Source organism: Myxococcus vastator (genome assembly GCF_010894475.1).
GTDB lineage: Bacteria > Myxococcota > Myxococcia > Myxococcales > Myxococcaceae > Myxococcus > Myxococcus vastator.
The window spans coordinates 1-23,617 of record NZ_JAAIYB010000079.1; the positions used below are offsets into that span (position 1 = coordinate 1).

A 23,617-nucleotide genomic window follows, 5' to 3' on the forward strand; every position below is an offset into this window, starting at 1 on the left:
CGCCTCCACCGCCCGCAGCTGCTCCTCGTTGAGGAGGGCGGCGTAGTCGATCCGCGGCGAGGGCGTCGCGGCCGGAGCCTGGAGCGTATCGGTGCGGGAGGCCATGGGGGCGCAGACTCTAACCGCCCCGGCGCCCCGGGACACCCGGATCAGGGAACGGGCTTGAGCGCGGTCAGCCGGGCGGACGCGGCCGCGCGGACCTGGGGCGACGGATCCCGCGCCCGCGCCACCTCCAGGAGCAGCCGCCCCACCTCCGGCAGCTTCGTCGCCACCGAGTCCAACGCGGCGGTGCGCTCCTTCACGCCGTTCTCCAGGCGCTCCCGCACCCCGCGGTCCGCGCACGTCTTCACGCCGGGCGTCTGCTCCCGCAGCAGCAGCTCCGCGTCCGCCAGCCGCGCGTCCGCCAGGCGCCTGGCGTCCAGCGCCTTGCGCTCGAACTCCGCCAGGTCCTCGGGGAACTCGGTGCTCGCGCCCCGGGCACGGGCAATGGCCGCCACGGCGAAGCTCGCGTTGACGGCCGCCGCGCAGAGCTGCCGCGCCGACGCCAGAGGCACGCGGCCCTCGGGCGTCACCGGCTCCTCCTGCGCCACCTCCAGCGACCACAGCGCCAGCTGCCGCGCCGCCACCGCCGCGGAGAAGTGCTGACGCCGCTCCTCGCGAATCTGCACCCAGCGCCGGAGGATGACCGGATCCGGCACGCCCGACTCGGCGGCGCGCTGGTACTCCGTGGACGCCTGGGCCAGCTGCCCCGACAGGTCCAGCAGCACCGCCACCGTGAGGTACAGCTCCGCGCTGTTGGCGCGCGCTCGCAGGGCGTCCAGCCGCGAGGCCACCTCGTACTCCGCCACCGGCCTGGGCAGCGCCGCCAGCACCGTGCGCAGGGACTCCAGGGCGTGCTGGCGGATCAGCGGGTTGCGCGCCGCGCGCAGGCTCTCCAGCAGCGGATCCAACACGCGCACCGACACGTGCTGGCCCAGCTCCTCCGCCGCCTGCCAACGGTCCAGCGCGTCGGGCGCGACCAGCGCGCGGTTCAGGTCCTCCACCCCGCGCAGGTAGTGCCCCACGTGGGCGGCCTGGGCCAGCGGCTCCGGCCGAGCCAGGGCGGCGCGCTCGGCGCGGGCGTGGGCGAGCCGCGCCGGGAAGGCCGTGAGCTTCGGGCCCAGGGGATGGGCCTTCACCCGGGCCTCGGCCTCGTCCACCAGGCCGGAGACGAGCAGGCCCTCCACCTCCAGTTGCAGCAGCAGGACGCGCGCCTCCTCACGGTGCGCGCCGGCCGGGTGCTCCTTGAGGTACGCGAAGAGCTTCGTCGCGCCGGAGGCCTTGGCCTGGGCGAACGCCTGGTCATCCAGGCGGGCCTCCACGTCCTGGCGGCGGGGATCATCCGGCGACGCGCGCAGGTACTCCGCCAGCTTGCGCGGATCCTCCGTGGTGGCCAGCTCGCGCGCCTCCGCCTCCGCCAGCAGGCGCTTCGCCTCGTCCCGCTGGACGCCGTCCGGGTGCTCCTGGAGGAACTGGCGCCAGCCAGCGACGGAGTCCGTCTCCTTCGCCCCATTGAAGCGCAGGCCCTCCAGCAGCGTCTTCGCCGTGCGCGCCTGGGACGCGTCGGGGTACGCCTCCAGGAAGCGCTTGTAGGCAATCACCGTGTGCAGGCGCCTGGCTTCCTCGAACTCCAGCTCCTCCAGCCGCCCCTCGGCCGCGTCGGTGTCCGCGTGCGTGGGATGCTCGCGAAGGAAGGCGCGGTAGCCGTCGATGGTGTCCAACTTCGCCGCGCGGTCATACGGCGAGGGGATGCAGCCAGTGGCCAGCAACAGGACGGCGAGGGCTCGGCGAAAGGAGGCCATGTCCCTGGAGCAATACCGCACCCGCGCCCACCCGGAAACCCGAGCCTGGACGGACGGTTGCCTGGGTAGGTTTTTTGACGACACAGCTTCCCGGGCGGACCATGTGCCCCCAGGACGCTACAGGGAGGTCGCACCATGAGGACAGTCACGCTGATGGGAATCCTCGCCACGCTGGCGACCGGCTGCGCCACCACGGGCGCGCCGCTGGAGCCGTGGCTGGACTCCTACAGTCTTCGCTACCGCTCCGCCTCCCCGCCCGCCTTCCCGCGCGAGTCCCTCTCCAAGCAGGTGGCCACCGCGAACCGCAAGGCGCCCGCGGAGCGTCCCGGCAAGGTGGCCGCCCGCCCGGCCAGGGCGCCGGGTGGAAAGTCCCGCGCGACGCCGGCCCGGGCCACGCGCCCCACCCCCGTGGCCGGTGACGCCCGCGCCAAGGTGGTGACCACGGCGCGCTCGCTGGTGGGCAAGACGCAGGTCTCGCTCAACGGCCGGAAGTACCCGTCCGACTGCACGGGCCTCATCGAAGGCGTCTACGCCCAGGCCGGCGTCACCTTCCGGGGCACGGTGCGGCCCGGCGACAACGGCGTCACCGCCATGTACCGCTTCGCCCGCTCGCGCGGCCGCGTGTATTCGGAAGAGCGGCCGACCCCGGGCGACCTCGTCTTCTTCAACGAGACGTATGACCAGAACCGCGACGGGCGCCGCAATGACGGCCTCACCCACGTGGGCATCGTGGAGAACGTGAGCGCCAGTGGGACTGTCACCGTCATCCACCGCGTGCGCCGCGGCGTCGTGCGCTACCGCATGAACCTGGAGCGCCCGCACCTTCGGAGGGATCCCAAGACGGGCGAGGTGCTCAACGACATGCTCCGGCACCCGGGCCCCCACCGCGCGCCCGTCCTCACCGGGCAGCTCTTCGGCGGCTACGGCAGCGTGCTGCCCAAGCGCCCCAAGGCCCAGAAGCCCGTCCCCGTGGCACTGCGGTAACGGGCTCCTGGGTTCCGACTACGCGCGCGCCGTCCGGTCCCACGCGGCGCGCTGCGAGTTGCGCAGGAAGCGCCAGAACCCCACGACGATGGCCAGGTTCATGGTCACGAAGTAGTACGCCACCGACGCGGCCTTCTTCGCCGTGCCCCGCTTCAGCACCCCCGTCTTCCCCAGGTACGCGAGCGCGTAGAACAGCGCCTGGCTGAACAGGGTGAACTGGTAGAAGTGCCGGTCCAGCAGGAACAGGTTCGCCACCAGCGCCAGCCCCATCAACGCGGGGGCGCACCAGCGCAGCAGCTTGTGCGACCAGAAGGCGAAGGCCGGGAAGCCCGCGGTCGGCAGCAGCAGCCCGGGCACCATGCGGATGCTCTGGAAGTTGCCCGCGGCGATGCGCGCCCGGCGGCCGAACTCCTTGCCGTAATCCTCCGTGGTCTCCTCGTGCGCCACGGCGTGCTCTTCGTAGACGACCTTGTAGCCCTGCTCCAGGATGCGCAGCGGAATCACGAAGTCGTCCACGATGGTGGACGGCGGCAGCTGGGTGAACAGCGAGCGCCGGATGGCATAGAGGCCACCGTTGGCGCCCACCACCGCGCCGCGCCGCCCCTCATACATCTTGATGAGCGACTCGTAGCTCCAGTACGCGCTCTCCTCGTAGTCCTGCTTCGTGGGGTTGTAGAGCCGCAGCTTGCCGCAGACAGCCCCCACCTCCGGGTCCTCGAAGTGGCGCACCAGCCGCTCGATGGCCTCGGGTTCAATCATCGTGTTGGCGTCGGAGAGGACGACGATGTCCCCCTGCGCCATGGGGATGCAGCGGTTGAGCACCGTCGTCTTGCCCGCCCGAGGCGCCGGCGACAGCCGCACCCGCGCGTCGGAGCAGCCGCGGACGATGTCATCCGTCCCGTCCGACGAACCATCCGAACCGATGAGCACATCGAACCGCTCCGCCGGATACGCCAGCGCGAGGCTGTTCTCCAGCTTCTGCTGGATGCACGAGACCTCGTTGTAGGCCGCCACCACCAGGCTCACCGAGGGCAACGCCCGCTGCCCGCCGGAGCCCTGCTTGACTGTTTCCGCGCGCCGTACAGCTCGGGCGTTCTTGAGCACCTGCGCGGCCCCTTCGAGCAAAAAAAGGCTCAAGGGGTAGAGAAAGTAAGTGTGCGCGAGCAGCAGCACCGCACCCCAGAAGAAGACCTCCGCCATCAACCCTGCCTCCCAAGCACCCAGTCCTCGAAACGGATCCAGGTTCAGCAAGAGGCGTGCCTCTTCCACGCGCTTGAAATCACACGCAGTGGCGCCACGGAGGGCTCGGCGCTGGGTGAGGGACTGGACTTTCTCCAGCCCTCGCGCCCGAGGACGCGGTCGTCGTTTCAGGGCGAGGCGGCGTCCGCGTCAATCTGCGCGATCAGCCGGGCCGCGGCCTGGTGGTTCGGGTTCAGCGCCACGGCGTCGTCCAGGAGTGAACGGGCGGTGGCCGTGTCCTTCAGCTTCAGCGCCACGCGCGCACCGAGCAGGTAGGCGCGCAGCAGCGTGCTGTCAGCCTGGCGCAGCGCCTCCAGCTCCTTGGCCACCGCCTGGAGCGACTCCGGCGGCGACCCGGCGCTCAGCGCGTACTCGGCCCGAACCAGTGTGCTCCACGGGTACGGTGCGCTCTCCGTGTTGCGCAGACGCTCTGCCAGGGCCAGGGAGTCCGGCGCCGCGAGGACAGAGGCATGGAGGGCGCGTGCCTTGAGCCGCGCCGCCGCGGCGCTGGGCGGCTCGGACTCCGGCGCCTTGCTCAGCTGGGACACCTGCACGTCCAGCTCCTTGCGCAGCGTGTCGGTGGTGACACGCAGGGACGCCATGTCGCGCGCGGTGGCCTCCTGCTCCTGCTGGAGCGAGGTGCGGCGAGCCACCTGTTCGGCCAGGACGCGCATCTTCGCCGCGGCCTCCAGCCCCCGGGCAATGGCATCGCCCCGGAGCCGCAGCCGCTCGGCATCGGCCTGGACGTCGGACAGCTTCAGGGTGAGCGCCACCGCCAGCTCGGCCTGGACGTCGACGTAGCCGGGATTCGCGCTGGCGATGGCTCGCAGCCGCTCGATGGCCTGCTCGCGAGAGGCTGCGTCATCCCGACGGAGCAGCACCGATGCTCGGTCCGTCGCCTCCACCACGGTGGCGGGAATCTCCACCCCGCGATTCTTCAGCGCGACGTAGCCCAGCGAGGCCACCACGATGAGCCCGACCAGGCTGGCCAGGACGACGCGGGGACGGATTCGTTGAGCGCTGCTGTTCTCGAACGCTCGCGCGCCGTCCATCGACAGACGGGTCGACGCAATCAGGTCCGGAGGGAGCTCCAGCGGAGCCCGGCGCGACGTGGCCCCGGCCAGAGGGCCCAGGTCCGAGCCACTGGCGTCCTCGAGGGCGCCCAGCCCCCCTGTCCCGGTGCCCGGCGTGGCGGTGGGCGCCGCTTCAGGAGGGAGCTGGATGCCACCCTCAGCGCCGGACAGCGGCGACAGACCGAAGGGGCTCGTCGACCGGACGCCCGCGACGGGTTCGGCGGCACCGAGCGCGGGCATGGGAACGGGCGGCACGGAGCCGAAGATCCGCTTCGACCCCACAGGCGCCTCGGAGGCAGCCGGCGGAACGGCGCTGAACGTCTGACTGCGCCCCAGCTGCGCCACGGAGTCGCTCGCGGGAGGCGCGGCGAATGCAACGGGGACGCCGTCCGGCGAGGCGGCGCCCTGGGAGGCAACCCGCGGAATCGGGCTCACGGGAGGAGGCGTGGGCACAGAACCCGGGTCTGGCGTCATGGAGGCGTCAGCCCGCGCAGGTGCGTACGCACCAAAGGTCTGGGTCGCTTGACCTGGTGGTGCCACGGAGCCAGGTCCGGCGCTCCCTGGCGACCCAGGTTGCTGTCCGGGAACCGCGCCGTAGGTCTGCGTCCTTCCCACAGTGGGAATCGCAGGTGCCACTGGAGGCACCGCGCCGAACGCCTGTGTCCCGGCTCCGGGAGCCCCGCCCTGCGGCGAGGCGCCGGCATCGGCCGCCGGTCCCCTGAAAGGGATTGTCCCGAACGCCTGCGTCCGCGGCGCGGAGGCGACCGGGGGGACCGCGCCGAACGTCTGCGTCGCGTTGCCTGCCTGCCGCGGGCCCTGCGCCGCGGGGAAGGCCTGCGTCCTGCCCACAGGGGGCACCGCTCCGAACGCCTGGGTCGCGTTGCTCGCTGCCGGAGCGGCCCCGGCGGGCTGCGGGGCTCCTACGGGAGGCACCGCTCCAAACGCCTGCGTCGCGTTGTCGGCGCCCTGCCCCTTCGAGGCCACCACACCGTACGACTGCGTCGTCCCCGGCGAAGGCGCTTGCGCCGGACGCTCCGCGGCCCCCGCGCCGAACACCTGCGTCGTCGTCGTGACGGACGAACCCACCGTGGCGCCAGGGGGCGTCCCCGCGAAGAGCTGCGTGGACTTCATGCTCGAGCGCGCGGGCCCCGCCTCGCCCGTCACCGCCGGCGTCGAACGCGAGGGCGGCGGCGCGCCGTGTGGCGCGGCCTTGAACACGTGACCACAGCGCGTGCACTGAACGGAGGCGCCGCCCGGTGGCAGCAAGCGGGAGTCGAGGACGTACTGCATCGAGCACTGAGGGCACGAGATCTGCACTTGACGTGCTTACCACACGGGCCCGGCGTCCGGAGGCGCTCCCAGCGCCGCGGCTGCCCGAAGGGTCTGCAACTTGGCAGCACCCACGCCACGGACGGCATCCACGTCATCCCAGCTCTTGAACCCGCCCTGCTCCTCGCGAGCCTCCACGAGGCGCCGCGCCAGGGAACGCCCGACGCCCGGGAGCAGGGCAAGCTCCTCTTCGGTCGCCGAGTTCAAATCCAACGGACGCCCCAGGGCCAGCGCCTGGGCCCCGGTCGGCACCGCGCCGTCACCGCAGACGGCCACACCATCCGGACGGATCCGCACTGACTCAGCGGCGCAGTCCAACGCGGGCGCCGCATCCGGCCAGCGCAGGCGTGCGACCATGCCCACGCCCAACACCCCCAGCGCCACGGCGGCGAGCGCGGCGGTGCGGCTCGCCACTCGCTCAGACCTTCTCGCCCATCAGGGCCGCCGTCTCGGAGACAGCGGAGACGCCTTCCGGCGGCAGGGGCTGATCCAACCCGAAGGCGGTGTGCAGCGCGCGCACGGCCAGCTCCGTGTACTTGGCGTGGACCACGCACGACACCTTGATCTCCGACGTGGAGATCATCTGGATGTTGATGCCCTCGGCGGACAGCGCCTGGAACATCCGCGCCGCCACGCCCGAGTGGTTGCGCATGCCCACGCCCACGATGGACACCTTGGCGATGTCCCCGTCCGTCTCGATGCCGGACGCGCCAATCTCCTCGGCGACCTTCCGCACCACCTCCTGCGCGGTGACGAAGTCCGTCTTGCCCACGGTGAAGGTCACATCCGTGCGGCCGTCCTTGGCCGGGTTCTGCACGATGAGGTCCACCACGATGTGCTTCTCATTGAGCGGACCGAAGATCTTCGCCGCGGCGCCCGCGACGTCCGGCACGCCGCACACCATGATCTTCGCCTCGTTGCGGTCATACGCGACGCCGCGGACCAGCACATCCTCCATGGAACTGTCCTCCTCACACACGAGGGTGCCGGGGTCGTCGGTGAAGGACGACTTCACCCACAGCGGCACCTTGTACTTCATGGCGAACTCGACCGAGCGGATCTGCAACACCTTGGCGCCCACGCTGGCCAGCTCCAGCATCTCCTCGTAGGTGATGCGGTCCAGCTTGCGCGCGGACGGAACCATATTGGGGTCGGTGGTGTAGACGCCGTCCACGTCCGTATAGATTTCACAGGCATCCGCGTTCAGCGCGGCGGCCACGGCCACGGCGGTGGTGTCGGAGCCGCCACGGCCCAGCGTGGTGACGCTGCCGGACTCGTCCACGCCCTGGAAGCCCGCCACCACGACGATGTGCCCCCGGGCCAGCGCGGCGCGGATGGGCTGCGCGTCAATGCTCTTGATGCGCGCCTTGGAGAAGGTGCTGTCGGTGACGATGCGCACCTGGTGCCCGAGGAAGCTGGTCGCCTTCCCCTGCTGGGCGTGGATGGCCATGGCCAGCAGGCCGATGGTGACCTGCTCACCGGTGGCCACGACGACGTCCTGCTCGCGCTCGTCCGGCCGGTCGGTGATTTGCGTCACCAGCTTCAGCAGCCGGTTCGTCTCGCCGGACATGGCGGACACGACGACGACCACGTCATGCCCGGCCTCCTGGGCGGCCAGACAGCGAAGGGCCACGTTCTTGATGCGGGCCACGTCACCTACGGAGGTACCGCCATACTTCTGGACGATGAGTGCCACGGCGCCTGCAACCTCCCTCTTCAGACGGGCGGGAGCTATACGAGCCCGGCTGCCGGGTGTAAAGCGCCGGCCAGCACCCCCGCGCCCGTTTACGCTAGGGTGCCCGCCCTTTCGCCGCACCCCTTGGAGCCCCGAATGTCGCGCCCCCGTATCCTCATCGACGGTGACACCCTGAAGCTCGAGGAAATCCTCCAGGTGGCTCGCAACGAGGCCACCGTGGAGCTGTCGCCCGACGCCGCCACCCGCGTGCGGGCCTCGCGTGCCCTGGTGGACCGCGTCGCCGCCGGAGACACGCCCGCCTACGGCATCAACACCGGCTTTGGCACGCTGGCCGAGGTCCGCATCGACAAGAAGGACCTGCGCGACCTCCAGCGCAACCTCATCCTGTCCCACGCCTGTGGCGTCGGCACGCCCCTCCCCCTTCCGGAAGCGCGGGCGCTGCTGCTGCTGCGTTGTAACGTGCTCGCCAAGGGTTACTCCGGCATCCGCATGGAGACGCTGGCCCTGGCGCTGGACATGCTGAACCGGGAGGTCGTGCCCGTGGTCCCCGAGCGGGGCAGCGTGGGCGCCTCCGGAGACCTGGCCCCGCTGGCGCACCTGGCGCTCGTCCTCATCGGCGAAGGTGAGGCCTTCTACCAGGGCCAGCGGATGCCCGCGAAGCAGGCGCTGGAGCGCGCGGGCCTGCAGCCGGTGGTGCTGGAGGCCAAGGAGGGCCTCGCCCTGGTGAACGGCACCCAGGCCATGTGCGCCGTGGGCACCCTGCTCCAGCTTCGCGCGGAGTCCCTGGCGGACCTCGCCGACGTCGCGGGCGCCATGACGCTGGAGGGCCTGCTGGGAAGCCACAAGCCCTTCATCCCTGAGATTCACGACGTGCGCGCGCACCCGGGCCAGAAGGACGTGGCGGCGCACCTGCGGCGCATCCTGGCGGGCAGCGAGCTGGTGGAGTCACACATCCACTGCAGCAAGGTGCAGGACCCCTACTCCCTGCGCTGCATGCCACAGGTGCACGGCGCGGCGCGCGAGGGCATCGCGTTCTCCCGGCGCATCCTGGAGGTGGAGGTCAACAGCGCCACGGACAACCCCCTCGTGTTCGCGGACACGGAGCGCATCGTGTCGGGCGGCAACTTCCACGGCCAGCCCATCTCCCTGGCCATGGACGTGGTGGCCATGGCGCTGACGCAGCTGTCGTCCATCAGCGAGCGGCGCGTGGAGCAGCTCGTGAACCCGGCGCTGTCCAACCTGCCCGCGTTCCTGGCGAAGAACTCCGGGTTGAACTCCGGCTTCATGATTGCGCAGGTGACCAGCGCGGCGCTGGTGGCCGAGTCCCGCGTGCTGAGCCACCCCGCGTCCGTGGACTCGATTCCGTCGTCCGCGGGCCGCGAGGACCACGTGTCCATGGGCATGACGGCGGCGCTCAAGGGCCGTCAGGTCAGCGACTTCGCCCGTTCGTGCCTCGCGATTGAAATCCTGGTGGCGGCGCAGGCCCTGGACTTCCGCCTGCCGCTGAAGCCCGGCAAGGGCGCCCTCGCGGCGTACGAGCTGGTCCGCTCGAAGGTCCCCCACATGGACAAGGACCGAGAGCTGCACCGGGACATCGAGGCGGTGACCCAGCTCGTCGACTCCGGCGAGCTGCTCGCGGCGGTGCGCTCCGCCACGGCGTGACGCCAGGACGAAGAACATCGAGCGCCCAGCGCTGGTGAAGGCCTGGATCCGAGCACCTCCGCTCGTTGCATCCAGGCCGTTCACTTCACGTTCGACGTAGCCATCCAGTGGAGGCAGGCATGCAGAGACTTCGGGTCTTCGAATCGATCTCGGTCGATGGGTACTTCACCGACGCTAACGGCGACATGAGCTGGGCGCACGCTGGCCGGGAGGATCCCGAGTTCGCCGACTGGGTTGGGAGTAACGCGCGTTCGCGCGGCGCGTTGCTGTTCGGCCGCAAGACGTACCAGATGATGGAGGCGTACTGGCCGACGCCGCTCGCAATGCAGCAGATGCCGGTCGTCGCCAAGGGCATGAACGCCGCGACGAAGTTCGTCGTGTCGAGGACGATCCAGCCGACGTGGAGCAACACGCAGCTCCTGAAGGGCGATTTGATTGAGGCCGTGCGCGCCCTCAAAGCGAGCGATGGACCCGGCATCGCCTTGCTCGGCAGCGGCAGCGTGGCCGCACAACTCGGCGAGGCGGGTCTCGTGGACGAGTACCAGTTCGTGATTGTCCCGGTCTCGCTGGGTGGCGGGCGCACGGTTTTCACGAAGCCATGCAAGCTGCGGCTCCTGGAACAGCGCGCGTTCCGCTGCGGAAACCTGGTGGTCACCTATGCAGCGGCGTAGGGGTTCGTTGAATGAAGACGGCGAGCGCAGTACGTCGTGAAGGCAGCCGCCGGCGAGGCGCCTTACGTGGCCTTGAGCTGGCGACGCAGCTCGTCCGTGGGAATCGACGGTGTCCCCACTGACGCCATGAGCGTCTGTCCATCCTCGGAGTAGAGCGCCGGACGCCGGTACAACATCCGAAGCGCGTGCAGGTGCGGGTACACCTGGGACGCCTCGGGGTTGAGTTCGCGCAGATGCTTGCGAAGCAGCGGCGCGAACTTGGGGCTCATGGCCGGGAAGATGTGGTGCTCCTGATGGTGACTGAAGTTGTAGTGCAGCCAGTCCATCACCGGATGCGTCGCCACGCTGGCCGTGTTCACGAAGGGGTTGTCGGACTCCTCGTGCGCGGCCAGCAGCCAGTGGTTGGTGGCGATGTAGATCATCAAGGTGACGTTGCCGATGAGGAGCGGAAGGATGAGCGCATAGAGCGCCCCTAGCGGCCCCATCCACCAGCCCACCGCGACCCAGCCCAGCGCCACGAGCACCGTGAGGATGCGCTCCCGCGTCCGGTGCATGTGCACATGCTTGAACTGCGGCAACCGGCTGTGGTGCCAGAGGAACGCCTGCCCCTGGGCGGTGAAGAAGAAGCTGAAGCTGACGAAGCTCAGCAACGTGCCCGAGCCCGGGGACATCGCATGAAAAACCTTCGCGAACCGCTGGGTCCGCCACTCGCTCTGACGCGGCAGGATGTCCGGGTCGCGAACCAGGACGTTCGCCGCGCTGTGGTGCGCCTGGACGTGCCACGCCCGCCAGTTCCCAGGCGTCACCAGGAACGGGCTGAAGCCCACCCAGCCCAGGAGACTCTCGAGCGCCCTGCTGCGGAACACCGCGTGGTGCAGGGCCTCATGCGCCGCCAGCCCCACGGCCGTCACCAACTGCCCGAGCACGAACGAGATGAGCAGGCACGCCCACCACGGCAGCCGCCCGCTCCCCGCGGCCCACATCAAGGCGACCATCACCGGAACCAGCCCGAGCGCGATGACGCCTCGCAGGGGCTGCGGCTGAAAGGACTCCGGCGGCATCACCCGGCGCAGCTCGGACCGCAGCCGCCGGGGGTCATCGGCGGGAATGAAGCCCGCCTGCGGAATCGAAGAACTCATGCGTTCACCCGAAGGAAGGAGGTCTCAAGCCATGGGCCGCGCAAGGCCGCCCTCGAGCAACATCCGAAGCCGCCCCGCCTCGTCGAGCGCCGCGACGCTGCCGCACTCCAACAGGTCGCCATCCACTCGCGGCGGAAGCGCCTTCAATGAGAGGTGAAGCGGCGCACCTCCCCGGACGTCCACCAGGCCCCGGTCGAACGTGGCCCGCTGGAACTGGATGGGCGCGAACACCGCGCTCGACTCCCCATCCACGTGCATCGCGCTCAGCCGCAAGGCGGCATCCAGGACGAGCGCGGGTACGGTGCTGCCCGCCTGACGAGGCTCGGTCGGCAGCCCCAACCGCGCGAACCGGGCCGACGGCTCGATGTGAATCTCCTCCAGGCAGTCGAACATCTTCCGCAGCTCGATGGGCGCCCCCGTGGCGCAGTGCGGGTCGTGGACCCGCAGCGCCTGTCCCGACGGCGCCGCCGCATCCAGCTCCGGCGTGCCCCGAGGCGGCTCCGCCGTCAGCGTGAACCGCGCCTCCGCATAGACGAGGTCCTTCTCCAGCACGACCCCCGAGGCATGGACGATGTCCCCCATCAGCCGGACCCGCACGCCATGACGTCCGGGCTCATTGATGAGGGGCGTGCATTCGGCGCGCAAGTGCTGGCGGCCTCCCGGCTTGACGCGGATGAAGCGCGAGAACCGGACGTCCTCGATGGTGACGGTGCGCAGCTCCGGTCGCCCGTTGCCCACCGCGGCTTGAAGCATCAGGTCCAACGCCCAGGCCCCAGGCAACGTGGGCGTGCCACGCACGAGGTGGTCCTCCAGGCACGGCACACTCGCCGCGTCCACGACCAGCTCGCGCTGCACGGGCCCGGCCGACGCGGAACGCGCCTCCTCCGCGGGCAGGACCTCCAGCGCGTAATAGGCACGCTCGCTCTCCGTGAGCTGGACGTTGATGGCCTGCCGAGGCCGCCCATCCACGAGCTGGAGGAAGAGCGCTTCGCCCTCCTCCGCTCGGATGCCACGCAGATGCCGGCTGGCACCGAGCACGCGGTACTCCGAGCCCCGCGTCATGCCGATTCCGTCCCAGGCCAACCAGCCCACGCTGCACCAGCGGACCTCCTGGTTCGCGTCGCTGACCCAGGCGCAGAGCCGGTCCAGCGCCTCGTTCGCCGCGCCGTAGTCCGCCTGCCCGTCATTCCCGATGTAGCTGAACGCGGAGGTGAGGACGTGGAACGGCACCGGCCGCGCGAGCCGGCTCACGCAGGCTTCCCGCAGGTTCCGGAGCCCCAGCAGCTTGGTGCCCAGGTTCGTGCGCAGCTCCCCGAGCTGCCTCCGGTTCAGCTTCTTGGACGTCTGCGTGCCCGCCCCATGCACCACCAGGTCCAGCCGCCCATGCGTGTCGACGATTTCCTGGACCACGCGGTCCACGTCCGCCGCGCGCGTGACGTCCACGGCCCGGTAGAGCACCTCACCTGGGAGCTGGCTCAGGCCCTCCAGCGTGGCCTTCAGCTCGCGAGCGGCCAGGAAGCGCTCGAAGCGCTTGCGCAGCTCCGGCATCCGCACGCCCCGATTGCTGGCCAGCTCCGAGGCATAGAACTCCCGCTCCACCTCCGGCAGGTCTTCCTCTCGGGCCTGGAGCACGCGCAGGGGTGCCTCATCCGGGTCGCTCCGGCCTACGAGGACCACCTTGCATCCAAACCGCTTGAGCAGCGCTCCCGCGAGGACCGCCGTGACACCCCGCCCGCCGCCCGTGAGCAGGACCACCGAGCGCGAATCGAGCGTCACACCCGGGTCCGCCGTGACGTCCGTCACCCGCAGCACGCGGACACAGCGCACCGGACCATCGAAGCAGACCTCGATGGCGTGATTCCCGTCCATCTCCGAGCCTACCTCCGAGCCCAGCTCAGCCTCGGCCAGCTCAAGCGCCTCCTGGATCGGCATGGCCGTGGTGGAGATGGCCCGAACGTTCCGGGCAGGCACTTCCCGTCCGATGGACTTGAGCATTCCCGCGAACAGCCCCGACATGGGATGCAGGCATCGGCGTGCGCCCACTGCGCCCATGCACAGGCTCGCCAGCTCCACTTCACCACGAGACAGGCGCTCATACGCGCGACGGGCGGCCAGGAAGAGCAACTCCAGGGCCCCGTGCTTCATCGCGGTGTCCGCGACCACCGCGGCCTCGAGCACCCCTGCCTCGATGCGGCTGACCGCGAGGATGACCTCGGGCTCGAAGCCAGGCGCGGCCAGTCCGGCCTCCGCTGAAGCGTCGGTCGTGAGGTCGACGTACCGGAGGCGTCCCGCGTCCGAACCTGTCCCCGGGCAGAGAATCAGGTGCTCCGCGCCACAAAGGGCATCGGCCCGGGCCGCGAGCTCGCGCGCGAGCGCCACGTCCTCCGCGATGAACAGCACCCGACGGCCTCTGAGAGGTGACGGCCGCGTCTTCCCAGCCGGCCGCTCCACCAACACGGGCGACAGGTACTGAATGGGCGCGGCATGGTCGAAGCCCCCCACCGCGCCTTCGCCAGAAGACGGCGCGGGCTCAGCGGAACGGGAAGTAGCAAGCCGCGCTCCCTCTGGCGGCCGGGACGGCAGCTCGCTTCGGCCGTCCGTCACGGCATCAAGGTGCGTCCGCAGAGGCGGCGTCGGGGCGTCGATTCGCGCCCCCTGCGAAGGCCGCTCGCCTTCGACATTCCGCCCGTCCGCCATCGGCCGGAGCTGCACTTCGAGCCGGAGCCCCGTCGCGGCATCGGCGTGGAACCGCAGCGTTTCAGCACGACCCTCCGCCGCCGCCTGGACGGCGCGCAGCAGCGCCAGGCTCTCCGCCGCCGAGTGCGGTGGCAGGTCGACCCCCGCCCCTGCTCCCTTCGCGCCACGAGTCGAAAGCTGAAGGTGGCACATGGGCTTCAAGCCGAGCCTTCCGGCCTTCTCCGCCGTCGTCACGGCGAAGAGCGCCGCGCCCTCTTCGGGCTGCTGTGCCCCCCTGACTTCACCCGGCCTGCCGATGTGCGTACTGCCCACGAGGACCAGCTCGAAGCCACTCTCCAGCAGCCCTCGCGCGGCCTGGAGCGCCGCCGAAGACGACGCCGCCCCCGCATCCACCACGAAGTTGGGCCCCTTGACGTCGAGCGCCCCCGCGACCCGGCCGGGCGTGACGTTCGGCATCATCCCCTGGAGCGTGTACGGCCCCGAGGGACGGAGGCTCCCCATCACCGCGGAGTGAAGACGCTCCGCCAGGGGCAGCACCGCGGCGGACGCGGGCTCGCGACGCGCCTTCTCCCGCAAGCGCCGTTGCAGCGTGAACGACAGGACGCGCTGGACGGCCTCGACGCCACGGCGCGTCTTGCCCTCGAGCCCCAACACGATGGCCGTCCCCGCGCGGAGCGTGTCGAACGTCCCCAGCTTCTGGACGAGCGCGCTCGCGACCACGAGCCCCAGGTGCTGCGTCGCATCCATGTCCTCGGAGATGTCGGGCAGCAGGCGTACCGTGGGCGGCAGGCGCAGTGCCTGCACGTCGAAGCGCGTGCCTGGCTCGACGGGAACACCTGCTTCGGGTCGCCCGCGTCCATCCGGGAACAAGCCCTCCGCGGCGACGACCACGAGTTCGGCGTCCGACGAGATGCCCTCGCGCGACCTCGGCGCTGACGAAGGCCCCCGGTACTCCTCCAGCACCAGGTGGGCGTTGGTTCCGCCGAAGCCAAAGCCGTTGGTGGCGGCACGACGAGGCAACTCGCCGTTCTCCGGCCAGGGCTGCTCACGCGTGTTCACCTCGAAGCCCGGCCCCATGGCGCGCAGCGCGGCACCGGGCGCATCGAAGTTGGACTGCACCGGGAAGGTCCGATCCTCCATCGCCTTGCACAGCTTGATGACCGAAGCGGCGCCCGCGGCCCAGCCCACGTGGCCAATCAGCGCCTTGACGCTGGCGAGCTGAACGCCGCTGCGCTTGCCCCCAAAGACGCGAGCAATCGACTTGAGCTCGGTGGCGTCCCCCGCGGGAGTGGCCGTTCCGTGCGCCTCGACGTACTGCACGCTCGCCGGGTCCACCTGGGCTCCCGAGTAGCACGCCTCCATCGCGGCCACCTGCCCCTCCGACCGGGGCACGTTCGCCGAGCTGCTCCGTCCATCACTGGAGAGCCCCACGCCGCGAATGACGGCATGGACCCGGTGCCCCGCCGCGACGGCGTCCTTCAAGCGCATCAGCCCCACGACGCCCGCGCCCTCACCGAAGATGACGCCGTCCGCACGCGCGTCAAACGGCCGGCTCCCCGTGGCGGACAGTCCGTTGAACTGGGAGAACAGACAACTGTTCCCAGGGCCCGGCGAGAACACGCCGCCCGCGAGAATCAGGTCCGCGTCCCCACGCTCGAGCGCCTTCATGCCCAGCGCCATGGCATAGAGCGACGACGCACAGGCAGCGTCCAGCAGCGTGGTGGCGACGCCCTGCCCCACCACGTCCGTCACTACGGCCTGCAAGGTGGGATGCGGCGCCAGGTCACTGGAGATGGCGTCCACCCCAAAGGCCTCGCGGGCCGCGCTCGCGAGCGCCGCGACGTCCTGAACCCGCTCTCCCCTGGCACACAGCAGTGCCTCTCCAGCCTCCACGCTCAGCGCGGCGTCGTACTCGGCCGACCCCTCCGCCGTCGAACCCAGCAGGCATTGGATGCGCGCGGGCGCCTTCGAGGCCATGGCCCTCAGTCCCCGCACGGCCTGCGCAAGCGCGATGGCCAGCAGCTTCTGCTCGCGGACGTACTGCTGGAACCGCGCCGAGTCGAAGCCCGGCGGCGGGACCAGGTCCTCGTCCCGCACACACCCCGAGAGCAGGGTGTACGTCCGGTCGGGAGTCCCCGCGGGGCCCGCGAAGTCCGTCACCAGCTCGGGACGCACCAGTCCCTGGTCGACGATGCCGCTGATGCCCTTCCGGATGTTCTGCCAGTACGTCTCCGGGTCCTTCGCTCCCCCGGGAAGGATGCAGCCCAGCGACACCACGGCAATGGCGCTGTCGTCGACCGCGGCGGCGTCCACGGACTTCGGCTCGGCCGGAAGCAGCTTGCTGATGACGCTCACCTCGGCAGCCGCCTCCGCCGGGATGATCTTCTGGACGATGCGCGCCAGGACGCCCGTGGTCCCGCAGTCCACGAAGCGCGTGCACCCCGCGCGGGACAGCGTCTCCACCGTCCCCAGGAAATCGAACGAGCGCACCAGGTGCGATGCGAGCGCATCCGCCAACTCGGGCTGCCCGCCCACATAGGCGCGCCGCTCAATGGGCGAATAGACGCGGCCACGCGGCGCCTGCATGGGCACACGGCCCAGCAGCTCGCGGAAGGCCTTCGCGGCCGGCGCCAGGTCTGGATGGTGGAAGGGGTACCGGCTCGAAACGAAGGTGAAGCCCTGCCCCCGGCCTTCCAGCAGCGCGCGGAGGCGTTCGAGCGGACCGCGCGCCCCAGCGACCACCGTCTGCCGCGCATGGTTGCGTCCCGCGACGTGCAACCCCGACGCGCCGCACTCCGCGATGGCGCGGACGGCCTCGGGCTCACCGAGCGCCACCGCCGCCAGCGTCCCGAAGTCGTCGGGAAGCACCTGAAGCGCCCGGATGCGCTGGCAGACCACCTGCGCGCCAGCGGGCAAGTCGAGCGCGCCCGCCGCCGTCATCGCGGCAATCTCCCCGAAGCTGTGCCCCACGAACACGTCCGGGCGCGCCCCCTGACGCTGCATCCACCGAGCCCCCAGGACTCCGGACAGGTAGATGCCCAGCTGGTCAAGCTGAGGCCGCTGCTCCAGCGCACGCCGGACGTCCGAGACGTCACGCGCGGCGAGCAACGGCTCCGCCTCCACCCCGGCCGCACGACATGCGGCGGCGACCCCCTGAAGCGCTTCGCCGAAGTCAGGCTCGAGCGCCTTCAACTGGAGGTAGAGCTCGGGCTCGAACGACCCCTGCCCGGCGAACAGGAAGGCCGTCGCCCCCGGCGGCAGCACCAGCGCTTCGGGCCGCTCGGCGATACGCGCCGCGGGCGCCCCCTCCAGCGAAACGACGCGGGACGTCCCCAGGGACGCCGGGTCCGCGAGCAGCGACTTCGCCAGCGCCCGGAGCGGCTCCAGAAACACGTCCTTGAGCGCCGAGCCTCCCTGCTGGACGCAGTCCCGGAAGCTCCGCGCCCCGGCGCGCTCGAAGATGCCCGACAGGGAGTCGAAGCACCGAAGGAAGGACTCGGGAAACGCGCACAGGGCGCCCGAGGTCCGGTCCGCACAGAGCACCGTCTGGAAGCCGCACGCCACCGGCGTCCCATCGCTCTTGAAGGTCCGGAAGCAGAAGCGGATGGAGACCTCTCCCCGCTCCTCCAGCGTCGTCAGCACCACCAACCGGTCTCCCAGGTTGGCCGGTGCCAGGTTGCGCGAGTAGCCCTCATAGGTGAGCAGCAGCACCTGGTCGAAGTCGCGCCGGAACTCCGGCACGTCGAACACGTCCGGGCTGAAGAGCAGGTGCTCCCGCCCAGCACACTGGAACTTGAAGTTCGTGAGGAAGTGATGGCTCCCGTAGGCCATCGTGTCATCGAAATGAATGTCGTACGGGACCGCGAAGTAACCCATGGCGTTTGGCTCCGGTACGAGGGTTCAGGAATCGAGCGCGAGGAGCGCTCGCACGTCGTGCTCATGGGTGCGAGACGCGCGCTGCGCCACGGGGCGCCGAGCCTCCGGCGCGCCCGGCAGCAGCCCGTCCACCGTGCTGGAGAGCCCCGCATCCACCACCCAGATGGCGCCGTTCACCCGGCGCGTCCTGGGCCCCAGGAGGAGCTCGGTGACGTCGGCGACATCCTCGGCGGTGCAGAGCTCCCCGCCTGGCGTGGCCGTCTCCCAGCGGGTGACCCGGCTCGCCGCGTCGGGGAACATGCGCAGCAGCTCTCCATGCACCGGCCCCGCGGACACGCAGTTGGTCCGGATGCCATCCTGGGCCAGCTCCGCGGCCAGGTAGCGCGTCAAGGACTCCACCCCGGCCTTCACCACGCCCTGACAGCCCAGGTCGTGCATGTACCGCTGGGACATGGAGGTGGACATCGTCACGATGCTGCCGCCACCACGCCGGGCCATCAGGGGCCGCGCGCGCATGGCGCACTCATAGGTCCCCGTGATGCACGTCCGGAACGCCTTGTCCCAGTCGCGCGGGGTAATCCGGTCAAACGGTCCGATGAGGCCGTTGGACGCGTTGCACACCAGGAAGTCCAACCCGCCGAACTGCGCCTCGATGCTGGCGAACATCCGGTCCAGGTGCTCTTCCTGCGCGACCGAGCCCCAGGCGTGGAACGCCTTCCCCCCTGCGTCAACAAGCTCCTGCACCGTCCGCTCTCCCTCGTCACGGGAGTGGAACGAGTTCACCACCACCGTCGCCCCCGCGCTGGCCAGGCGGGCCGCGATGACCTTGCCAATCCCCTTCCCGGAGCCCGTGACGAACGCGACCTTCCCCGCGAAGGGCAGCACGGCGGGAGGCGGCGCCTGGCGCGGCGCGCGGTCCTCGCGCGCGGGCGTCGCGACCACCGGTGGCGCCGCGACCGACAGCCGGGCGCGCGCCATGTCGCAGATGGAGGAAATCGTCCGCAGCCGCTGGGAAGGCTGCGGAGCATCCGTCAGCCCCAGCTCCTTGATGAGCACGGCCATCACCTCGGCCTGCTTGACCGAGTCGACGCCCAGTTCGTCCTCCAGGTCCGCCTCCGGCGTCAAGAGCGCTTCCGGATAGCGCGTCACCCGAGCGAAGACGGCACGGACCCGCGCCTCCAGGTCCGCCACCGGCGGGGCAGCGGCTGCCGCCGGGGGCACGGGAGCCACGACAGGCGCCGGTGGAGGCGTCGCGACGGCGGCAGGCCGGGCGTCCGCGAGCAACCGCGCCACCACGTCCGCCATCGCGCCCAACGTCCGCGCCTGAGCGCCCCGGGGCAGCCGCTCCGACGGAATGTCGAACTCGCGCCCGACCACGGCCGCGATCTCCGCCAGCTTGACGGAATCAATGCCGAGCTCGTCCTCGAGCTGTGCGTCCGCCGTCAGGATGTCCACGGGATACCGCGTGACGTCCGCGGCACAACGGCGAATCCGCTGGAGAACGTGCTCGACCGCGTGGGTGCCCTGATGCGCTGCGTATGTTGTCATTGCCGACCCCTGGTTTCCCGGTTCGCGGCAATGAATGCATCAGGGGTCTGACACGACTTGCGGAGGCGGATGTCCCCGCACATTCAGCGCACGCAGAAGCTCGCACGCGGGAAATATTTCCGGCGGACGCAAGTTCGTCCTTGCGCTGGCGGCTCGGCCGTGGCGCGGACGATGGCCCGCGGGTTCGCCGCCTCGAAGCTCAGTCCACTTCCGCGTCGTGGCGACGATGCCACTGCGCGATGGACTCCTTCGGATAGCGCTGGAACTTCTTGTCCTTCTTGCCCGCCTGGACGGGCACCCAGTCCGGCTTGAACTCGAGCATGATGTGGACGTGCTCGGGCGCCTCCGGGAGCGGCGTGTCGATGGCCGACGCGAACGGGTGAATCAGCTCCGGCCACGTCGGGTCATACAGCCACAGCGCGGAGCCGCACCGGCCACAGAAGTGGCGCTGCCCCTTGCTCTTGTGCGCCTTCGCGTCCTCCGGATTCTGGATGCGCGCCCGGTACACCTTGAGGTGCTGCCGGCCACGCACCTTGAGCGAGCTCGCGTCCCCCGACAGGTTGATGGCGAAGCCTCCGCCCCCTTGCGTCTTGCGGCACACGGAGCAGTAGCACCGCATGAAGGGAGACGGGTGATGCGTCTCCACGCTGAACCGCACGCCGCGACAGTGGCAGGAGCCTTCGAGCTTCATCACTTGTCCTTGGAGAGAATGAGCACGCTATAGGGCCCCAGGTTGTTCAGCGTGCCGCTGGCCGGCATGCCGTCCTTGCCGTTCCACCGGCCGCCCACGTCGAAGCTCTGGGCGTTGCCGAAGTCACCGGAGTAGCCCTGCCAGTCGCTGTTGAAGCGCACCTTCCAGGTGCCGTCGGCGGGCAGGCCCAGGTCGTAGTTGGACAGGTGCTTGCCGCCCATGTTCACCACGACGATGGTGTCGTCGCCCGCGCCGCCCTTGTCCCAGCGGTGGAAGGCGACGACCTTGTCGTTGTTGTTCACGTGGTGGACGTTGACGTTCTCACCGCGCAGGCCGGAGGTGTTGTCGTTCCAGTTGCGCCGCAGCTTGATGAGGTCCGTGTACGCCTGGTTGATGCCGGCGAAGGTCTCCTTCTTCTTCCAGTCGAGCGGATCCGCGTCCTGGAAGTGGCCGTCCTCCAGGAACTCCTGGCCCTGGAAGATCATCGGAATGCCGGGGCTCGTCATGGTGAGCGCGGCGCCGATGATGGAGCGCTTCTTGGCGTGGTAACCCCCCGCGTCCCAGCCCCCCACCTCGCTGGGCAGGCGCTGCTTGCCGTTGGCCACCTCGTCGTGGCTCTCCGTGTAGATGACGCGCTGGAGGGCGCTGCCGTTGTACTTGAAGCGGATGGCGTCAGCGACGGCGTTCATGTCCCGGTCGCTGTCGGAGAACGCCGTCAGCGCTTCACGCATCGGGTGGACGAATCTGGCGTCCCACTGGCTGTCGAAGTTCGCCCCGTCCGGGTGCGTGAGGGCTCCGTCGGCGCCCAGGTCCTCGGCGATGACGATCTTCTGGGGGAACTCACGGTTGACGGCGTCGTTGATGTCGCGCAGCAGCTGCCACCCCTCGGGGTTGTCCACGCCGCTCGCCATCCGGATTTCCTTGGTGGCGTCCACGCGCAGGCCGTCCATGTGGTAGTCGCGCAGCCACATCAGCGCGTTGTCGCGCAGGTAGTCGCGGACCTCGTGGCGGCCGTAGTCGGGCCGGGTGTCCCCCCACGGCGTCTTGGCGCGCCAGTCCGTGTAGAAGTAGCTGCCGCCCTTGCCGTACGTCTCACCGTCGAAGTCCCAGTGCGGCAGGTCGCTGGGGCCCAGGTGGTTGTAGACGACGTCCATGACCACGCCGATGCCGCGCTTGTGCGCCTCGTCAACGAAGCGCTTGAGGTCGTCCGGCGTGCCGTAGGCGCTCTCCGGCGCGTTGGGAAACGCCGGGTTGTAGCCCCAGCTGAAGTCCGCCGCGAACTCGGCCGTCGGCATCATCTTGATGACGTTGATGCCCAGGTCCGTGAGGTGGTCCAGCTTGTCGATGGCGCTCTGCCAGTTGCCGGGCCCCCAACCGGGCTCGTCGTTGAAGGTGCCCACGTGCATCTCGTAGATGACCGCCTCGTTCCAGGGCGGCATCCGGAAGTCGTGGTCGTGCTTCCACTGGTACGCGTTGTGGTCGACGACGATGGAGTTGCCGGTGGAGTGGGTGACGTCGTTGGCGCGCGGGTCCCCCTTCCAGCGCCAGTCACCGTGCTTGCCCTGGATGACGAACTGGTACTGATCCCCCGCCTTCGCGCCGGGAACGTCGAGCGAGAAGTTGCCGCTGGGCTCGCGCTGCAGCTCCACCGCCTGCCAGTTGCTGAAGTCACCCGCCACCTGCAGGCGCTGGGCGTTGGGCGCCCACACGCGGAACATCGTGCCGCCATCGTAGGGAATGGCGCCCATGCCGGGGCGGCTGGAGGGCTGCGTGGGCACCGCGGCGGCGCTCATCCGCAGGGGCTCAGGCAACAGCGTCCCAGAGGTGTGCGGCAGCGACTGCGCGCCCGTCCCGCGGCCGCCCGCCAACGTGGCGGTGTGCCGCTGGGCCTCCGCGTTGCGCGTCTGACGGGCGTCGTCGAAGAAGTCCTTCACCGGGGCGCGCTGGGGCGCGGCGGTGGCGGCCTCCGCCGGACGCTCCTTCGCGCGCGGCTCAGCGGCGCGCTGCGGGGCGGAGGTCTTGGCGGTGGCGGGACGGCTCGGTTGAGGGATCCGGGAGGTCATGGCTCGGCCGTTGTTCGTGCGAGGAGTGGGGGCTCCCCGAGTATCGGCTGACCTGAGGCGAGGTTGCGTCCGCCCGGCGCAAATTTCCGCTGATGTCCGACATTTGAGCCGACAGTTTCCAGGGATGCCATGAATCCCCGGCTCTGACGCGGTTCGCGGAGGTGACGCGAGCGGCCTGTGAGCCGCCCCTACCCCACGGCGGCGGCGACCGGAGCCGCATCAGCGGCGTCCGGAAGCGCGTCGAAGTTCTCGAACGGGTTCTCCAGCATCTCCCGGAGCGTGTTGGCGAGCACGCCCGCGTGGAACCCGTCGATGAAGCGGTGGTCGAACGTGGCGTTGATGTTCATCACCTTGCCCGGCACCACCTTGCCGTCCTCCACCACGGGCACCTCCTTCACCGCGCCGGGCGCGACGAAGATGGGCACGCGCGTGTACGGCGCCAGCGGGACGTAGGCCGTGTCCAGCCCCAGCGAGCCCACGTTGGTGATGATGGCGGACCCGAAGGCGTCCTTCGGCATGCCGAACCGGCTCATGTCCAGGTTCAGCGTGTACATGAAGAAGGACAGGAGCCAGGTGAAGGTGTTGAGGAACAGGTAGGGAATCTTCTGGATGGTGCCCTTGCCCTTCTCCAGGGCCACGTCCCGGCGCTCGCGGACGCGGCGCACCGCCTCCTCCAGGTCGTTGGCGATCTCCTTCAGGTTCTTCTTGTCCGCGTCCTCGATGCGGGCCGACGTGAGGTCCACCTTGCCGCCGTCCGTCTGGACGACGAGCGTGGACAGCGTCACGCGCTGGCGCAGGTAGATGCGGTTGAAGCGGAGGATGGCGTTCGCGTCCGGGCAGCGGCGCAGCGCCTCTCCCATGGCCTTGGCCACCAGGTGCGTCACCGTGAGCCGCACCCCCGTGCGCTGACGGAAGGCCTCGATGTACGCCATCGCCTTGTCCATGCGGACGGTCAGCGTCCCGTAGACGGTGGGGTCGTACGCCGTCTTCCAACTTCCAATCGCAAGCTTGCGAAAGCTCGACAGGTCCCGCTTGGGGATCAACTCCAGATGCGCCATGGCCCCAGTGTCGCCGCATGGCCCACCCCAAGGGAAGGGCGGGCCCCCCG

At 70.2% G+C, this 23,617-nt stretch carries 15 protein-coding genes; 4 read left to right on the forward strand and 11 right to left on the reverse strand.

The window, feature by feature from the left end:
* Positions 1–149 precede the first annotated feature (149 nt).
* Positions 150–1,841 carry a HEAT repeat domain-containing protein gene (locus tag G4D87_RS10715; RefSeq protein ID WP_240358178.1) on the reverse strand — a complete coding sequence of 564 codons (1,692 nt, stop codon included), beginning with the start codon at positions 1,839–1,841 and terminating at the stop codon, positions 150–152.
* A gap of 135 nt (positions 1,842–1,976) precedes the next feature.
* On the opposite strand from G4D87_RS10715, the gene G4D87_RS10720 reads away from it, so the two are divergent.
* Positions 1,977–2,825: a CHAP domain-containing protein gene (locus G4D87_RS10720; protein ID WP_163781579.1), complete on the forward strand. Its 849-nt coding sequence runs from the start codon at positions 1,977–1,979 to the stop codon at positions 2,823–2,825.
* A gap of 18 nt (positions 2,826–2,843) precedes the next feature.
* On the opposite strand, the gene G4D87_RS10725 is transcribed toward G4D87_RS10720, so the two are convergent.
* A complete protein-coding gene (locus G4D87_RS10725; protein ID WP_163781581.1) occupies positions 2,844–4,025 on the reverse strand; it encodes a glycosyltransferase family 2 protein in 1,182 nt (393 codons plus the stop codon).
* A gap of 167 nt (positions 4,026–4,192) precedes the next feature.
* Entirely contained in the window at positions 4,193–5,572 is a 1,380-nt protein-coding gene (locus G4D87_RS10730) for a tetratricopeptide repeat protein (RefSeq protein WP_240358179.1), read from the reverse strand.
* A gap of 634 nt (positions 5,573–6,206) precedes the next feature.
* Here G4D87_RS10730 and G4D87_RS39325 point away from each other — a divergent pair.
* A complete protein-coding gene (locus G4D87_RS39325; RefSeq protein WP_240358180.1) occupies positions 6,207–6,359 on the forward strand; it encodes a hypothetical protein in 153 nt (50 codons plus the stop codon).
* A gap of 104 nt (positions 6,360–6,463) precedes the next feature.
* Here the strand turns inward: G4D87_RS39325 and G4D87_RS10745 are convergent, their stop codons facing one another.
* Together G4D87_RS10745 and G4D87_RS10750 are read right to left on the reverse strand one after the other, a co-directional pair.
* Entirely contained in the window at positions 6,464–6,880 is a 417-nt protein-coding gene (locus G4D87_RS10745) for a ComEA family DNA-binding protein (protein WP_163781583.1), read from the reverse strand.
* A gap of 4 nt (positions 6,881–6,884) precedes the next feature.
* Positions 6,885–8,162, reverse strand: a complete 1,278-nt coding sequence (locus tag G4D87_RS10750) for an aspartate kinase (protein WP_163781585.1) — start codon at positions 8,160–8,162, stop codon at positions 6,885–6,887.
* Between the two features lie 135 nt (positions 8,163–8,297).
* On the opposite strand from G4D87_RS10750, the gene hutH reads away from it, so the two are divergent.
* Both hutH and G4D87_RS10760 read left to right on the forward strand, forming a co-directional pair.
* A complete protein-coding gene (hutH, locus tag G4D87_RS10755) occupies positions 8,298–9,824 on the forward strand; it encodes a histidine ammonia-lyase (protein WP_163781586.1) in 1,527 nt (508 codons plus the stop codon).
* 119 nt (positions 9,825–9,943) lie between these two features.
* Positions 9,944–10,495, forward strand: coding sequence for a dihydrofolate reductase family protein (locus G4D87_RS10760; protein WP_163781588.1), 552 nt, complete (start codon positions 9,944–9,946; stop codon positions 10,493–10,495).
* Between the two features lie 62 nt (positions 10,496–10,557).
* On the opposite strand, the gene G4D87_RS10765 is transcribed toward G4D87_RS10760, so the two are convergent.
* The 6 genes from G4D87_RS10765 to G4D87_RS10790 all read right to left on the reverse strand — a co-directional run bounded on the left by G4D87_RS10765 (position 10,558) and on the right by G4D87_RS10790 (position 23,567).
* Entirely contained in the window at positions 10,558–11,634 is a 1,077-nt protein-coding gene (locus G4D87_RS10765) for a fatty acid desaturase family protein (RefSeq protein WP_163781590.1), read from the reverse strand.
* 24 nt (positions 11,635–11,658) lie between these two features.
* Positions 11,659–18,207 carry a type I polyketide synthase gene (locus tag G4D87_RS10770; RefSeq protein ID WP_163781592.1) on the reverse strand — a complete coding sequence of 2,183 codons (6,549 nt, stop codon included), beginning with the start codon at positions 18,205–18,207 and terminating at the stop codon, positions 11,659–11,661.
* Between the two features lie 24 nt (positions 18,208–18,231).
* Entirely contained in the window at positions 18,232–19,755 is a 1,524-nt protein-coding gene (locus G4D87_RS10775; protein WP_163781594.1) for an SDR family oxidoreductase, read from the reverse strand.
* Positions 19,756–19,954: 199 nt separating this feature from the next.
* A complete protein-coding gene (locus G4D87_RS10780; protein ID WP_240358181.1) occupies positions 19,955–20,446 on the reverse strand; it encodes a GFA family protein in 492 nt (163 codons plus the stop codon).
* Positions 20,446–22,509, reverse strand: coding sequence for an alpha-amylase family glycosyl hydrolase (locus G4D87_RS10785; protein WP_163781599.1), 2,064 nt, complete (start codon positions 22,507–22,509; stop codon positions 20,446–20,448). Before G4D87_RS10785 ends, G4D87_RS10780 begins: the two co-directional genes overlap by 1 nt.
* A 188-nt stretch (positions 22,510–22,697) precedes the next feature.
* Positions 22,698–23,567: a 2-oxo acid dehydrogenase subunit E2 gene (locus G4D87_RS10790; protein ID WP_163781601.1), complete on the reverse strand. Its 870-nt coding sequence runs from the start codon at positions 23,565–23,567 to the stop codon at positions 22,698–22,700.
* Positions 23,568–23,617 lie beyond the last annotated feature (50 nt).

Bases quoted from the DNA above. Each gene is read 5' to 3' on its own strand.
- G4D87_RS10715 (WP_240358178.1), bottom strand. From the start codon at position 1,841: ATGGCCTCCTTTCGCCGAGCCCTCGCCGTCCTGTTGCTGGCCACTGGC.
- G4D87_RS10720 (WP_163781579.1), top strand. From the start codon at position 1,977: ATGAGGACAGTCACGCTGATGGGAATCCTCGCCACGCTGGCGACCGGC.
- G4D87_RS10725 (WP_163781581.1), bottom strand. From the start codon at position 4,025: ATGGCGGAGGTCTTCTTCTGGGGTGCGGTGCTGCTGCTCGCGCACACT.
- hutH (WP_163781586.1), top strand. From the start codon at position 8,298: ATGTCGCGCCCCCGTATCCTCATCGACGGTGACACCCTGAAGCTCGAG.
- G4D87_RS10760 (WP_163781588.1), top strand. From the start codon at position 9,944: ATGCAGAGACTTCGGGTCTTCGAATCGATCTCGGTCGATGGGTACTTC.
- G4D87_RS10765 (WP_163781590.1), bottom strand. From the start codon at position 11,634: ATGAGTTCTTCGATTCCGCAGGCGGGCTTCATTCCCGCCGATGACCCC.
- G4D87_RS10770 (WP_163781592.1), bottom strand. From the start codon at position 18,207: ATGGGTTACTTCGCGGTCCCGTACGACATTCATTTCGATGACACGATG.
- G4D87_RS10775 (WP_163781594.1), bottom strand. From the start codon at position 19,755: ATGACAACATACGCAGCGCATCAGGGCACCCACGCGGTCGAGCACGTT.
- G4D87_RS10780 (WP_240358181.1), bottom strand. From the start codon at position 20,446: ATGAAGCTCGAAGGCTCCTGCCACTGTCGCGGCGTGCGGTTCAGCGTG.
- G4D87_RS10785 (WP_163781599.1), bottom strand. From the start codon at position 22,509: ATGACCTCCCGGATCCCTCAACCGAGCCGTCCCGCCACCGCCAAGACC.
- G4D87_RS10790 (WP_163781601.1), bottom strand. From the start codon at position 23,567: ATGGCGCATCTGGAGTTGATCCCCAAGCGGGACCTGTCGAGCTTTCGC.